Here is a 14,057-nt window from a genome sequence, read left to right on the forward strand (position 1 = left end):
ATGATTTCTTGTGACAAAGCAGCTCAAATTTGCAATAAAGCCCAATACGGAGAGGCTACCTTTATAGAGAAAATGAAATTAAGGTTTCATTTAATCGTATGTAAAACGTGTTCCGTATTCACCAAAAAGAACAAGGAGTTCACCACCCTTTGTAATCAGGCAAATCTTCATAGCCTGTCCGAAAAGGAAAAACTAAAAATGAAGCAACAGTTACAGAAGAAAGATTAAAACCCTTTTCCTAAAATAAATGCAAGGCAATACCATACTATTGGAATGCCTTCCACCCAAAACGAGGCAAAATATTTCGATTGGTCTTGTTTAGTAACGTATATTACGCTCAAGAGCAGTAAACATACTATTGCTTTTGCCCAAAGCTCCAAATGGGTTATCCCGTCCTTTACAAAAGTTAAGAAAAAGAATAATATAATTAAGCAGGCCCCAAGTATTTTGGTTTTGGTTATACCATAACGTTGTGGCAATGTCCCAAGTTCTTCCTTATCGTATTTTAAATCCCGTATCTCAAAGGGAATCAATAAAATCAGAACAATGAGAAAACGCTGTACAAATTCGATACCAACATCCCAAGAAACTATAACGTTCCCTACCAAATAAGGAAGAATCACGGTCGCACCCGCCCAGACCAGGGCCACAATAAAAATCTTGAGACTGCCCCAACTCCTCAAATTCTTCGCACTTGGCAAAACCGGCAATGCATAAAGCCCTGTCAGAAACAATAACGCCCCTATACCCAACCAAACTTCCTTATTCAAAAAAGTGGCATGATAAAGGGCCAGGGCCAGGGCCAAAAAACTGACCAGTTGAATATTTTTATGATACCTATTTACCAAAACAAGATATTTTTCCGCTTCCACACCAAACTTGATGAAATTGTAGCAACTTATGGTTCCAAAAAAAAGAAACCAGGAAAGATGTCCATCATTGGAAATATCCAAGGTCAAGATCGTCACCTGTACCAAAGCAAAAACGGCAAAAGCAATGTGGATACTGGCATCCAGATAAAAGTCAAAAATACGGCGAACCCACGTCATTCAACAAAAATAACCAAACTGTTCATAACGGTTCTTTTTGGTTAAAAACTTTCATCCAACCTCTTGACAAAGTGCTTTTTCACAAGGAATTTATCCCTAATTTTGCACGACTAATTCTAAGAAACAATGAAGACCGACGTGTTCGCATCGCGCCATATAGGAATCCGTGAAAAAGATCTTTCACACATGCTAAAGACAGTTCAGGTAGATAATCTGGAACAGCTTATTTATGAAACCATACCGGATGAAATCCGATTGAAAAAACCTTTGGATCTGGATGCACCTATGAGTGAACACAAATTTTTGGCACATATTGAAGCTCTTTCCAAAAAGAACAAGGTTTTTCGTTCCTATATAGGCCTTGGGTACCATGAAAGCCTAATGCCTTCGGTCATCAAAAGGAATATATTGGAGAATCCCGGATGGTACACGGCCTATACACCCTATCAAGCGGAAATAGCCCAAGGACGTTTAGAGGCTTTATTGAACTTTCAGACCATAGTCACCGATTTAACAGGAATGGAACTCGCCAATGCCTCCTTATTGGATGAAAGTACTGCCGCGGCCGAGGCAATGACCATGTTGTTCGACGTAAGGAGCAGGGAACAAAAAAAGAACGGTGTCCTAAAATTTTTCGTTTCGGAAGAAGTGTTACCGCAAACACTATCGGTTCTAAAAACACGGGCCACACCTCTTAACATAGAATTGGTGATAGGCAATCATGAAGATTTTACTTTTGAAACCGACTTTTACGGTGCCTTGCTACAATATCCTGGGAAATATGGCCAGGTCCATGATTATGCTTCTTTTGTTTCAAAAGCCAAAGAAACGGATATTAAAGTGGCCGTAGCCGCAGATATTCTTAGTTTGGTTTTATTGACCCCTCCGGGCGAATTTGGTGTCGATGTGGTCATTGGAACCACACAACGCTTTGGCATTCCATTAGGATATGGCGGGCCCCATGCCGCCTTTTTTGCCACAAAAGAACAATACAAGAGAAATATCCCCGGACGAATTATTGGGGTAACAAAAGATACGGATGGAAAGCCCGGTCTGCGCATGGCCCTACAGACCCGCGAACAACATATTAAAAGGGACAAGGCCACTTCCAATATTTGTACTGCCCAGGTATTGTTGGCCATAATGGCAGGGATGTATGCCGTTTACCACGGTCCTGACGGACTAAGATATATTGCGAACAAAGTGCATTCAAGTGCCAGTACCCTGGCAGATGCCCTTGAAAAATTAGGATTATACCAAATCAATACCTCTTATTTTGACACTATCACCGTTAAGGCAAATGCAAAAAAAATAAGACCGATCGCTGAAAGGCATGAGGTAAATTTCCTGTATATTGATGAAGAGACCGTTTCCATTGCGGTAAACGAAGCCACATCATTGAACGATTTGAATCAGATTGTCACCATTTTTTCGGAAGCATCGGGAAAAACTGTTGAAAATATCGGGGAGTTATTACAAGCATGTAATATTCCGGAAAGCATTCAACGTACCACCCCTTTTCTGGAAAATAAGGTTTTTAATTCCTATCATTCGGAGACGGAAATCATGCGGTACATAAAAAAACTGGAGCGGAAGGATTTGGCACTCAATCACAGTATGATTTCTTTGGGAAGCTGTACCATGAAATTGAATGCAGCGAGTGAAATGCTTCCGTTGAGTCAGGCAAATTGGGGGAACATCCATCCTTTTGTACCTACAGAACAGGCCGAAGGATACCAAATTATGCTCAAGGGATTGGCCAAGGATTTAACAACGATCACAGGGTTTGCGAGCACTTCCTTACAACCTAATTCCGGGGCCCAAGGAGAATATGCAGGATTGATGGTAATAAGGGCATATCATAAATCCCGTGGGGAAGCACATAGGAATATCTGTATTATTCCCGCATCCGCACATGGTACCAACCCGGCTTCCGCTGTTATGGCAGGGATGAAAGTAGTAGTGACCAAAACGGATGAAAAAGGGAATATTGATGTGGCGGACCTGGAGGAAAAAGTAGCATTGCATTCGGGAAATTTGGCCGCTCTGATGGTTACCTACCCATCAACACATGGCGTTTTTGAATCCTCGATAATACATATTACAAAACTCATTCATGACCATGGCGGACAAGTATATATGGACGGTGCCAACATGAACGCTCAAGTAGGTCTCACCAATCCCGCTACCATAGGGGCGGATGTCTGTCATTTAAATTTGCATAAGACTTTTGCCATTCCCCATGGTGGGGGCGGTCCCGGGGTAGGCCCTATTTGCGTGGCTTCTCAATTAGTGCCTTTTTTGCCTGGGAATCCGGTAATCAAGACCGGGGGCGAGCATGCCATTACATCGGTTTCGGCCGCACCCTGGGGAAGCTCTTTGGCTTGTTTGATTTCTTACGGATATATAAAAATGTTGGGGCATTACGGACTTACAAAATCCACGGAAACGGCAATACTAAATGCCAACTATATTAAACACCGCTTACACGGTACGTTCAATGTGCTATATACCGGGGAAAAAGGAAGGGCCGCACATGAAATGATCATTGATTGCAGACCGTTTAAACAAAAGGGAATCGAGGTTACCGATATTGCAAAACGATTAATGGATTATGGTTTTCACGCTCCTACCGTTTCTTTTCCGGTAGCGGGCACCGTAATGATAGAACCTACAGAAAGTGAAAGCCTTGCGGAACTGGATCGTTTTTGCGATGCCATGCTTTCTATTAGAGAGGAGATAAACAGTGTTGACCCGGACAATCCGAACAATGTACTGAAAAACGCCCCACATACTCTGGAAATGGTTACGAACAATGATTGGAACCTCCCGTATACCAGGCAACAAGCAGCTTTTCCGTTGCCTTACGTTTCGGATAACAAATTTTGGCCATCGGTCAGAAGGGTGGACGATGCCTACGGAGATCGTAATTTAATCTGCACCTGCGCACCCATTGAAGCTTATGCAGAAGCATAACACCTTAAGAATAAGCAACAAAACAAAGGCCTCTACAGTATAAGTAGGGGCTTTTTTGTAATCTAAAAACCAGGGATAACCCCTTATGAACATCGTAATAGGTATCATGCGCACATAACAAGCTGCCTTCTTTTCACTTATCTTGTTGATCACCAATAAAAGAACAGGACCAATGAGTGTAGGAATTACCGGAACGGGAAGTTATGTACCATCCAAAGTTATAGTGAACAAAGATTTTGAAAATCATGAATTCTTGAATTCGGACGGAAGTCGGTTCAAATACGATAATCCTGTTATCATTGAAAAGTTCCGGGCCATAACCGGTATAGCGGAAAGAAGGTACGTAGAGCCTACCCTAAATACTTCTGACATTGCCTTTCTGGCTTCGGAAAAAGCCATTGCGGATGCCGGGATCGACAAAGAAGAACTGGACTATATTATTTTTGCACATAATTTTGGTGATGTTTCCCATGGTCAATCGCAGAGTGACGTGCTACCCAGTTTGGCTACCCGGGTAAAACATCATTTACGAATAAAAAACTCCAAGTGTATTGCCTATGATCTATTGTTCGGGTGTCCGGGATGGATCGAAGGGGTCATACAGGCCAATGCCTTCATTAAAAGCGGTATCGCCAAAAAGTGTTTGGTCATAGGTGCCGAGACCTTATCCCGAATCGTTGATCCCTTTGATCGGGATTCCATGATCTATTCAGATGGGGCAGGCGCTACCATAATCGAACAAAAAAAGGATGGTGGCGAAATCCTATCCCATTCCAGCGCTACATACACCTATGAAGAGGCTTACTTCTTATTCTACGGAAAGTCGTACAACCCAACAGAAAAAGGCACGAAATACATAAAAATGTATGGAAGAAAAATCTATGAATTTGCGGTTACTTATGTTCCTGGCGCAATGGCAGCTTGTTTAGATGAAAGTGGTGTATCTATTAACGATGTCAAAAAAATAATAATTCATCAAGCCAATGAAAAAATGGACGAAGCGATCGTGAAACGTTTTTATGGATTATACAAAATGGAAAACCCCATGGGAATTATGCCCATGAACATCAAAAAATTGGGCAATAGTTCTGTAGCTACCGTACCCACACTTTTGGATATGATCAGAAAAGGAAAAATGGCAAACCACCAGCTCAAAAAGGGAGATGTTGTTATCTTTGCCAGTGTTGGCGCCGGAATGAACGTAAACGCCATTGTGTACAGAGTTTAAAACGGTTCAAGCCTGCCCGTCCCTGGAGAGGTTTCCCTGGTTTAAACTTGAAACAATAGAAATCTGAAACCGAATAAATGTACAAAAACACCTTTCCATCCAAACGTTTTCGCCATACCCTGGAATTTCTCCAAAAGCATGTAAACACGGATGAAACCATATTGGATCTGGGCGTTGAGAATCCATTTTCCAAAATCATGACCTCCCAAGGCTACCGTGTTCAAAACACGAAAGGAGAAGATTTGGACCTAGATTTTTCTTCGGTTAAAAACTCCAATGCAACCGTAATTACCGCCTTTGAAATATTTGAACACCTTCTGGCCCCTTTTAATATTCTGAAAGAAATAGAAGCAAATCGATTGGTTGCCAGTATTCCATTAAAATTATGGTTTTCCCCGGCCTATAAAAGTAAAACAGATCCATGGGACAGACATTATCATGAATTTGAGACCTGGCAATTTGATTGGTTGATGGAAAAATCAGGTTGGACCATAAAGGATAGTGCAAAATGGACCAATCCCGTTAAGAAATTGGGGGTACGTCCATTATTAAGAAGCTTCACCCCTAGATACTATATCGTATATGCCGTTCGTGAAAACTAAAAAAACAAGAATCAGCCCTGATAGCTAGGGTGGAATTTAAAAATTCAACATTTTGTAATGAGATATTACATTGTTATACCGGCACATAATGAGGAAGCCTTTATTCAGAAGACTTTGGAATCTGTGTTATCCCAGACCCTGCCGCCCCAAAAAGTAATCGCTGTAAATGATAATTCTACGGATGCAACGGAAAAAATCATAACGGATTTTACCTTAAAAAATCCAATTTTCAAAAAACTGAATATATCCTCCGCTACGGAACATTTACCGGGAAGCAAGGTCGTCAACGCATTTAATTCTGGGCTGACCATATTAGACAACGATTACGATTTTATAGTAAAACTTGATGCAGACATTATATTGCCCAATGATTATTTTGAAAAAATAGCGTTTACCTTTAAAGGAAACCCACAAATAGGTATAGCAGGTGGTTTTATCTATGAAGAAACCACAAACGGAAAATGGGCACTAAACCATCCGATGGACAAAAAACACGTCAGAGGGGCCTTTAAGGCCTATTCCAAAAGTTGTTTTGAAGCTATCGGAGGGCTCAAAACAGCCATGGGTTGGGATACCGTGGACGAACTCCTGGCCCAATATCATGGTTTTGAAATTGAAACCGTGGATAGCTTAAAAGTAAAGCATCTGAGACCAACGGGAAAAGCTTATAATCCCAAGGCAAAACTGCTTCAGGGAAGGGCCATGTACACCATGCGCTATGGCTTTTGGATCAGTTGTATCGCCTCTTTAAAAATGGCCTGGAAACAAAAAAGGCGAGCAGCTTTTATAGATAATATGTATGGGTATCTGGAAGCGAAAAAGGAAGAGGCTCCTTTTTTAGTCTCCCCCAAGGAAGGAAAATTTATCCGATCCTTGCGTTGGGCAACTATAAAACGAAAATTGATTTCATAAAAATAAAGCAAGCCATCTTTAAAGATGGCTTGCTTTATTTTTATCTATTGCTAATATTTGTTTAGATACCAAGTTCTTTTTTAACATCTACCAAAAGGTCTTTTCCCTTAGCAACGATAAGGCCTGCCTGAGGTTGCGCATCCAAAACATAGTCAAACCCCTGGGCAGCCGCTACTTTTTCAATGGCAGCTTTTGCCTTTTCGGAAATGGGTGCAAAAAGTTCCGCTTGCTTTTTTTGGATTTCCTGTTGGGCATTTTGTTGAAATTCAGTAACATTTTTCTCTAACCCTTGTAACTCCAAGGCTCTCTTATCATTTTCTTCCTTTGATTTTGAAGGAGCCTCGTTTTGATACTGTGTGTATTTATTACGGAGTTCGGTTACGGACGCTTGAATATCGGATTGATAGGTTTCCGATAATTTTTTAAGTTCCGCTTCGGCCGTTTTCATTTCGGGCATTGCGGCAAGCAATTGTGTAACGTCTATATGAGCTACTTTACTCTGTGCGTTCACAAAACTGGTAGCCGCCACGAACAACATCAAGGCTACCGCTACTTTTTTTACATTTTTCATGAGTTAAAATTTAATTCGTATTTGAGTGTTAATTAATGGTTACTGATTATTATCTTCTTTTTTTTCCGTACTCTTTTTTCGCTCTTCCAGCTTTTCCTTTTTCCTTGCTTCTCTTTCCGCTAACAATTTTTTTCGTCGTTCTTCATAAGCTTTTTTACGCTCTTCCCGTAATCTCAATTGCTCCGCCCTTCTTTCCTGTGCCGTTTTAGCCCTGGCCTCTTCCGCCTGTTTTGCCTTATCCAACCTCTCCTGAAGGGCCTCCGTCAGCTCCTTGTCCTCTATCGCTTCAAAATCGTCCAGTTTACTTCTTTCCCTGGCTTTTTTTGCCGGTTTACTAATTTTTCGTGTTCTGGCAATACTCCTTAATATCAAATCGCTGATATCATGTCTTTTTTGGGAATACAACATTACAACATCCGCTGATTTATCAAAAATAAAATCATACTTTTTATTTGCCCCTATCTTCTGTACCTCATTAAAGACCTGATCTTGTATAGGTTGTATTAATCGTCGCTTTTGTAAAACCAAATCTCCTTGCGGTCCAAAACGGTCTTGTTGATATTCCAACATCTCTTTTTCCAAAACCTGTATTTCCTCTTCCCGTTCAGCGATCAACTCCGGGGTCAGCAATACTTTCTCCGCCATTAAATCCTTCTTCATTTGCGTTACCCTGTTCTGTTTTTGCTCTACTTGTATTTTCCATTTTTGGACTTTGGCATCCAATTGGGTACTTGCATCCCTATATTCCTCTACATTCTCCAGAATATATTCCATATCGATATAGGCCATTCTAATCCCCCTCTGTGCAAAGGAAGCTCGTATTCCAAAAAAGGCGATCAATAAAAAAAGAACTTTGGTTTTTGATTTCATTTTTGATATCGTTTAATCCAATAGAAAATATCGTGCCAAAATTACTAAAACTTTTAAAATGAAAGGGTTAGCATAAAGCACAATTACAAATCATCTTATAAAAATTAAAACTGCTGACCAATAATGAAGTGCGTTTGCCATCCGCTTGGACCTTGCCCAATAGATTGAGGCCTAAGGTCCTCATCAAACCCATAGCCAAAATCAATTCCCAGTAATCCAAATGCTGGCATAAAGATGCGAAGCCCCACACCGGCCGACCGTTTTAATTGAAACGGATTAAATTGCTGAAAATTGTTGAAAGAATTTCCCCCTTCCAGAAAAGCAAGGCCATAAATAGATGCGGAAGGTTTTAGAGTTAATGGATATCTTAGTTCCATAGAAAATTTATTGTATGCCAAACCGCCATCCTGTTGCCCGGTAAGCGGGTCTATCGGGGTAAGTGATTGGTTTTCATACCCTCTTAATTGAACTACGTCCCGGCCATCCAAGGTAAAATTCCCCAAACCATCCCCACCTACAAAGAAGCGTTCAAAAGGCACATCGCCAATATCACTATTATAATTGCCCAAAAACCCAAATTCCGCATTGGTCCTCAAGACCAATTTATCTACTAAAGTGGTATACCAGTCTCCCTTGAATTTAATCTTATAGTATTCCAATAATCTAAAACGTTCCTGATCCGAGTTTTCCAACTCCCGGATTTCACTCTGTGTTAACGCCTGCCCCCTGGCTCTTCTAGTGGTCAATTCCTCACTTCTGTCCCTCAATGATTTGAAATCCTTATTGCTGAACAAAGAATAGGGTGGGGTAAATTTGGCCGTAATCTCAAAATTAGAACCTCCCCTTGGAAAAATACGCCCTCCCTGTGTTGCGCTTCTTGTTATTCCAAAGGTATAGGTCAATGCATTGGATTTTCCATTTCCAAAGTTGAACAACCCTATATTATAATTTCTAAAGTCGTACAATTGATATCCTAAAGAATGGGAAATAGTAAAGAAATCATCTGGCCATTGCACCCGCTTTGCCAAACCAAGACTTATTCCCGTTATACTAAACTGACGGCTCTTATCCACATTTATTCCCCTTCTGCCTCCAAAGGATGATGCAAATTGCTGTGTTCTAGAAAGGCTTAAATTAAAACGGACCGGTTTTTTGCCTCCCAGCCAGGGTTCCGAAAAGTTTAAACTATACACCCTAAAGGTCCTACTTGCCTGTACACGTAAGGCAAATGTCTGCCCATCTCCCATGGGAACCGGTTTATAGGCTTCGCCCTTAAACAAATTCTGTATGGAGAAGTTACTAAATGAAAGGCCAAGGGTACCTATAAAACCGCCACCGCCGTAACCGCCCTGCAACTCTATCTGACTGGAACCGGATTCTACCAAATTCCAAGCCAAATCCACGGTACCTTCATTGGGATTTGCATTTAAAACATCGGGGGTAATCTGTTCGGCATCAAAAAAGCCCAACTGTCCTAATTCTCGGATACTTCTTATAATATCGGACTTGTTATATTTTTGTCCCGGCCTCGTGCGCAGTTCGCGAAAGATAACATGGTCATTGGTCTTGTCATTCCCCGAAACGGTAACATGATCCAAAAAGGTCTCCTTACCTTCTATGATCCTAATCTCAAAATTTATGGTATCGTTCGCCGCCGAAACTTCAACGGGATTGATCTGTGAAAATAAGTAACCGTTATTTTGATATAAGCTGGTTACATCATTAGGGTCGGGTTTAGAGTTATCGGCAATGCGTTCCCGTAATAAGACCCCATTATAGGTCGATCCCTTTCTTATTCCCAATTGACGGGATAACTGCCGATCAGTATATACGGTGTTCCCGATAAAATCTATATCTCCAAAATAATACTTATTTCCTTCCTCTACCTTAATCTTTAATGCGATATTGTTTTCATCTACCTTCACCAAAGTATCTGAAATTATCCGTGCGTCCCTATAACCGTTTTCAGCATATTTATCTATCAAAAGACCCAAATCTTCTTCATAGTCTTTTTGGATATATTTGGATTTTTTCCAAAAACGCCCTAGTTTTTTCTTTTTGGTCTTTTTAAGGGCCTTACGCAATTTCTTATTGGAAAGTTGTTCATTCCCTTCAAAAACAATATCCTTAATTTTAACTTTATCTCCTTTTTTTATGTTGACCACCATACTTTGCGCATTGGTTTCGGAGGTATCCTTAGCCGTGGCAATATGTACTTTTGTATTGAGATAGCCTTGCTTTTTGTATTTATTGGTAAGGTAATTTTTAGTATTGGATATAAGGCTTTCCGTAATCTTTTTACCTTTTTTTAAATCCGTATCCTTAACAAGTTCCTCTATTTTCCTCTTTTTAACACCATAGAAAGTAACATCGGTCAAAGTGGGCCTCTCTATGATATTGAGTTCAAGAAATGCCGTATCACCTTCAATGTTGGTGATATAAAAATCAATAGAACTAAATAGTTCCAAGCCCCATAGCTTATTGATAACGGCACTTATTTGTTCCCCCGGAAGTATAATGGGTTGCCCCACCCGAAGCCCGGTATATGTCTTGACCGTTTGTTCATTATAACTCTGAAGCCCCGTTACTTCCAATCCTCCCAATATATAGCTTTTCCCATCTTGGTAAGATGAACCTTGGGCAAAGCTCAAAGCCGTAAAAAGCAGTAGTAAAATGGTGGATAATTGGCTCAAGGATATGAACCTGATCATATCTTTAGGTAAGTTGTTCGCTAGTTTTTCCAAATCTTCGTTCTCTGTTTTGGTAATTTTTTATGGCCTCTACCAAATGATGCTCACTAAAATCGGGCCAAAATACATCAATAAAATATAATTCGGCATATGCGATCTGCCATAATAAAAAATTGCTGATCCGATGTTCTCCACTGGTACGGATGAGCAAGTCTACGTCTGGCAAATTTTGCGTGTAAAGATGGTTATTTATAATGGTTTCATCAATTTTTTCAGGTGAAATTATATTATTTTTAACTTTGAACGCAATGGCTTTTATAGCCGATTGCAACTCTTGTCTAGAACCATAACTCAAGGCCAGTGTCAAAGTCATGGCCGTGTTTTCCTTTGTTTTTTCCATGACTTCGGATAATTCCCTTTGTGCCTTTTTAGGAAGGGCGGAAATATCACCTATAGTGTTCAAACGAATGTTGTTTTTGTTAAAAGTTTTAAGTTCTTTCCTCAAGGAAGAGACCAATAATCGCATTAACGTTTCCACTTCTATCCTGGGGCGATTCCAGTTTTCTGTGGAAAATGTATAAAGTGTAAGGTACTTTATACCCATTTTTGTGCAGTTTTCCACAACTGTCCTAACGGTCTTAACGCCATTTTCATGGCCAAAGATTCGGTGTTTTCCCTTTTCCTTTGCCCATCTGCCATTACCATCCATAATTATGGCCAAATGTTCCGGCAAATTTTGCGGAACAATATCTTCAATCTTGTTCATCTCATGTTTTACTCAAAACAATCCATGCAGGGTTTTCTTCCAAAGGTATAGGTTAGCGTGACTCCCGAAAAAACATACCAATCATCACTAAAAACGTTTCCAAATCTAAAGTCCTTAAAATTTGAACCCACAGGATTGCTGGCATCCAGATTATCCGTAAACGTATATCTGGCACCAATTTCCGCCCCAAAAATAAGAAACTGATTGATACGGTACTTAAAACCGACCGTCATTGGTATGGCAAATGAGCCATCTTTTTGTGAAATTTCCTGTAATACCCCCCCATTGAAGTATTCAAAATCGTATCTAAAATAAGTAAGGCCCGTGTAGAGATAGGGTGTAAAGGCCGGCCCTAATTTATGAAGGTTATATGCTACAAAATTAAATTCCAGACCCGCCGAAGCTTCCAAAACGGCATTATCGACCACATAACCACGCTGTCTTCTGGAACTTATATTGGATTTATTATCATCCGCAGTAAATTTCCCATACGTGACACTGCCCCTCCATGCATATCTTTTACTCTTGTTCCATTTGAATATTCCTCCAAAAGCGATACCCGAAGGAAGTATAAAATTAGTTCTCCCCACATCACTTATAGTATTTGCACCACCGGCAAAAACACCAACTTCATAAGTCTGTGCCCGAAGTCCTATGACGGTTAAAAAAAATAAGACAAAAGCAATCTTCCGCATATCCTGATCAAAGTTTTCAAATATAAAATTACAGCTAAGGCAGATAGCTATATTCCCGTAAATTTGTTCTCACAAGATAAACAGTATTTGCAGGTATTTATTGTTCGCTCTTTGCATCAATTACGCTTGTCCTCGCCCCACAACAATTTATTCCTTAAGGTTTTCAGAAAACTTTCCGAGGTATATTCTATCATCCTTATGGTAAACGGAGCTTTTTTAATGGTAATTTCCTGACCGTTCTCCAATGATGCTATTCTGCTGTCCAAAGAAACCAAATGGTTCTCCTCTCTTCCGGAAACTTTTAATCGGATAACCGTTTCATCGGAAATGACCAATGGTCTTGCGTTTAAATTATGGGGAGCAATAGGTGTCAACACCAAGGATTTGGCCGTGGGTACGATTACAGGACCACCACAACTAAGCGAATATCCTGTAGAACCGGTCGGCGTGGAGATAATTAGGCCATCCGCCCAATACGATGTTAAGTATTCATCGTTCAAATAGGTCTCGACCCTGATCATGGAAGTGGTATCCTTTCTGCTTACCGCAATTTCATTCAAGGCAAAATTTAAATCGCCAAATTCCATGTCCAAAGACGGTGTATTCAATTGAACGAGGCTCCTTTCCACAATAGTATATGCCCCCAGAACGAATTCCTTTACTACCTTTCTTACGTCCTCTTTTTTAAACGTGGACAAGAACCCAAGACGTCCCGTATTTACACCCACGATAGGGATACCTAGGTCTTTTACATAAGTAATGGCCCTAAGGATGGTGCCGTCACCTCCAAAACTAACGAACATATCAAAGCTGCCATCCAGACCGGAATCGGTGGAAAAAGTAGAAAAGGCCTCCTTATTCCCCTTAGTGCCGAACAGTTTATAAAACTCTTCTTCCAAAAAAATTTGGGCCGTCTCTTTTTTAAGCTCATCCAAAAGTTCTACCAGAAATTCTATGGCACCATCTTGGTAGGTCTGTCCGTAGATAGCAACTTTCATTTTTAGACATTTAGATATTTGTCCAAATAATCCGATCGTTGTTTCAGGTCTTCCAGGAACTGATCATCATTATTTCCAAAAAGAATATGATAATTGTAGCGCCTAAATGTCTGTACCACCTCGTTAAAATTGGAAGAACTTATTTTGATAGTTACCTGCACTACATCATTCTGGACATCGGTAATGAATCCCCCTATGAGCCTTGAATTATTACTCTCCACAATTTGGGCTATTTCACTAAAGGAGTAATCCTTGATCCCGGTGGCCACCATAAGAATATTTCCTGGATCTGTAAAAAAGGGCGTATCGATAAATACGGCAACAATATCCGTAAGGTCATAATAACCCAATACCTCTTCGTTTTCTCCTAAAATAGGCAACAGATTGGCCTCATTTCTTGCAAATGCTTCCAAAACATCCAACCAATTTGTCTCTTTCCGGACAAAAAAAGTTTCCAAATCATATCTGTAATCCTCAATTTTCGTTTTGGAATCGGCAATCTCGACATCATTTTCCGAAAATGCCCCGATGAACCTTCCTTTTTCAACAATGGCTATATGGGAAAACGTATTGCCCTTGAAAAATTCCAGAATCTTTTCAAAAGAATCCTCGATTTCAAAAATGGGGATATTGGTTATAATATGATTTTGAATGTTCATAGCTCAAATTATAGTGCAAAATAGCAATTTATAACATCAAA

General features: G+C 40.2%; 13 protein-coding genes. 5 read left to right on the plus strand and 8 right to left on the minus strand.

Annotation, left to right across the window (positions count from 1 at the left end; genetic code table 11):
- The gene (locus tag ACKWB9_RS10060) at positions 1 to 228 is read left to right on the plus strand and encodes a hypothetical protein (RefSeq protein WP_414002884.1); all 228 of its coding nucleotides are present in this window, start codon (positions 1 to 3) and stop codon (positions 226 to 228) included.
- On the opposite strand, the gene ACKWB9_RS10065 is transcribed toward ACKWB9_RS10060, so the two are convergent.
- Positions 225 to 1,049, minus strand: coding sequence for a UbiA prenyltransferase family protein (locus ACKWB9_RS10065; RefSeq protein WP_414002885.1), 825 nt, complete (start codon positions 1,047 to 1,049; stop codon positions 225 to 227). The genes ACKWB9_RS10060 and ACKWB9_RS10065 overlap by 4 nt on opposite strands.
- A gap of 126 nt (positions 1,050 to 1,175) precedes the next feature.
- Between ACKWB9_RS10065 and gcvP the strand changes: the two genes are divergently transcribed.
- The 4 genes from gcvP to ACKWB9_RS10085 all read left to right on the plus strand — a co-directional run bounded on the left by gcvP (position 1,176) and on the right by ACKWB9_RS10085 (position 6,767).
- The gene (gcvP, locus tag ACKWB9_RS10070; protein ID WP_414002886.1) at positions 1,176 to 4,025 is read left to right on the plus strand and encodes an aminomethyl-transferring glycine dehydrogenase; all 2,850 of its coding nucleotides are present in this window, start codon (positions 1,176 to 1,178) and stop codon (positions 4,023 to 4,025) included.
- 172 nt (positions 4,026 to 4,197) lie between these two features.
- Positions 4,198 to 5,253 carry a 3-oxoacyl-ACP synthase III family protein gene (locus ACKWB9_RS10075; RefSeq protein ID WP_414002887.1) on the plus strand — a complete coding sequence of 352 codons (1,056 nt, stop codon included), beginning with the start codon at positions 4,198 to 4,200 and terminating at the stop codon, positions 5,251 to 5,253.
- A 77-nt stretch (positions 5,254 to 5,330) separates the two neighbouring features.
- Complete coding sequence (locus ACKWB9_RS10080) at positions 5,331 to 5,855, plus strand: methyltransferase (RefSeq protein ID WP_414002888.1); 525 nt, start codon at positions 5,331 to 5,333, stop codon at positions 5,853 to 5,855.
- A gap of 57 nt (positions 5,856 to 5,912) precedes the next feature.
- Positions 5,913 to 6,767 carry a glycosyltransferase family 2 protein gene (locus ACKWB9_RS10085; RefSeq protein WP_414002889.1) on the plus strand — a complete coding sequence of 285 codons (855 nt, stop codon included), beginning with the start codon at positions 5,913 to 5,915 and terminating at the stop codon, positions 6,765 to 6,767.
- Between the two features lie 61 nt (positions 6,768 to 6,828).
- Here ACKWB9_RS10085 and ACKWB9_RS10090 read toward each other — a convergent pair whose 3' ends face one another.
- The 7 genes from ACKWB9_RS10090 to ACKWB9_RS10120 form a co-directional block, all read right to left on the minus strand.
- Positions 6,829 to 7,338 carry an OmpH/Skp family outer membrane protein gene (locus tag ACKWB9_RS10090; RefSeq protein WP_414002890.1) on the minus strand — a complete coding sequence of 170 codons (510 nt, stop codon included), beginning with the start codon at positions 7,336 to 7,338 and terminating at the stop codon, positions 6,829 to 6,831.
- Positions 7,339 to 7,377: 39 nt separating this feature from the next.
- Entirely contained in the window at positions 7,378 to 8,208 is an 831-nt protein-coding gene (locus ACKWB9_RS10095) for an OmpH/Skp family outer membrane protein (RefSeq protein ID WP_414002891.1), read from the minus strand.
- Between the two features lie 104 nt (positions 8,209 to 8,312).
- Complete coding sequence (locus ACKWB9_RS10100) at positions 8,313 to 10,919, minus strand: BamA/OMP85 family outer membrane protein (protein ID WP_414003017.1); 2,607 nt, start codon at positions 10,917 to 10,919, stop codon at positions 8,313 to 8,315.
- 4 nt (positions 10,920 to 10,923) lie between these two features.
- On the minus strand, positions 10,924 to 11,664 hold the full coding sequence (locus ACKWB9_RS10105; RefSeq protein WP_414002892.1) for an isoprenyl transferase: 741 nt from the start codon (positions 11,662 to 11,664) through the stop codon (positions 10,924 to 10,926).
- Between the two features lie 8 nt (positions 11,665 to 11,672).
- Entirely contained in the window at positions 11,673 to 12,359 is a 687-nt protein-coding gene (gene porG / locus ACKWB9_RS10110) for a type IX secretion system protein PorG (RefSeq protein ID WP_414002893.1), read from the minus strand.
- A gap of 116 nt (positions 12,360 to 12,475) precedes the next feature.
- Positions 12,476 to 13,357, minus strand: coding sequence for an NAD kinase (locus ACKWB9_RS10115; RefSeq protein WP_414002894.1), 882 nt, complete (start codon positions 13,355 to 13,357; stop codon positions 12,476 to 12,478).
- Positions 13,358 to 13,359: 2 nt separating this feature from the next.
- Complete coding sequence (locus ACKWB9_RS10120; protein ID WP_414002895.1) at positions 13,360 to 14,016, minus strand: CBS domain-containing protein; 657 nt, start codon at positions 14,014 to 14,016, stop codon at positions 13,360 to 13,362.
- Positions 14,017 to 14,057 lie beyond the last annotated feature (41 nt).

The organism is Maribacter spongiae (assembly GCF_047345125.1).
GTDB lineage: Bacteria > Bacteroidota > Bacteroidia > Flavobacteriales > Flavobacteriaceae > Maribacter.

Excerpts from the sequence above, each read along its gene's own strand:
- ACKWB9_RS10060 (WP_414002884.1), top strand. The coding sequence starts at position 1 with ATGATTTCTTGTGACAAAGCAGCTCAAATTTGCAATAAAGCCCAATAC.
- ACKWB9_RS10065 (WP_414002885.1), bottom strand. The coding sequence starts at position 1,049 with ATGACGTGGGTTCGCCGTATTTTTGACTTTTATCTGGATGCCAGTATC.
- gcvP (WP_414002886.1), top strand. The coding sequence starts at position 1,176 with ATGAAGACCGACGTGTTCGCATCGCGCCATATAGGAATCCGTGAAAAA.
- ACKWB9_RS10075 (WP_414002887.1), top strand. The coding sequence starts at position 4,198 with ATGAGTGTAGGAATTACCGGAACGGGAAGTTATGTACCATCCAAAGTT.
- ACKWB9_RS10080 (WP_414002888.1), top strand. The coding sequence starts at position 5,331 with ATGTACAAAAACACCTTTCCATCCAAACGTTTTCGCCATACCCTGGAA.
- ACKWB9_RS10085 (WP_414002889.1), top strand. The coding sequence starts at position 5,913 with ATGAGATATTACATTGTTATACCGGCACATAATGAGGAAGCCTTTATT.
- ACKWB9_RS10090 (WP_414002890.1), bottom strand. The coding sequence starts at position 7,338 with ATGAAAAATGTAAAAAAAGTAGCGGTAGCCTTGATGTTGTTCGTGGCG.
- ACKWB9_RS10095 (WP_414002891.1), bottom strand. The coding sequence starts at position 8,208 with ATGAAATCAAAAACCAAAGTTCTTTTTTTATTGATCGCCTTTTTTGGA.
- ACKWB9_RS10100 (WP_414003017.1), bottom strand. The coding sequence starts at position 10,919 with ATGATCAGGTTCATATCCTTGAGCCAATTATCCACCATTTTACTACTG.
- ACKWB9_RS10105 (WP_414002892.1), bottom strand. The coding sequence starts at position 11,664 with ATGAACAAGATTGAAGATATTGTTCCGCAAAATTTGCCGGAACATTTG.
- porG (WP_414002893.1), bottom strand. The coding sequence starts at position 12,359 with ATGCGGAAGATTGCTTTTGTCTTATTTTTTTTAACCGTCATAGGACTT.
- ACKWB9_RS10115 (WP_414002894.1), bottom strand. The coding sequence starts at position 13,357 with ATGAAAGTTGCTATCTACGGACAGACCTACCAAGATGGTGCCATAGAA.
- ACKWB9_RS10120 (WP_414002895.1), bottom strand. The coding sequence starts at position 14,016 with ATGAACATTCAAAATCATATTATAACCAATATCCCCATTTTTGAAATC.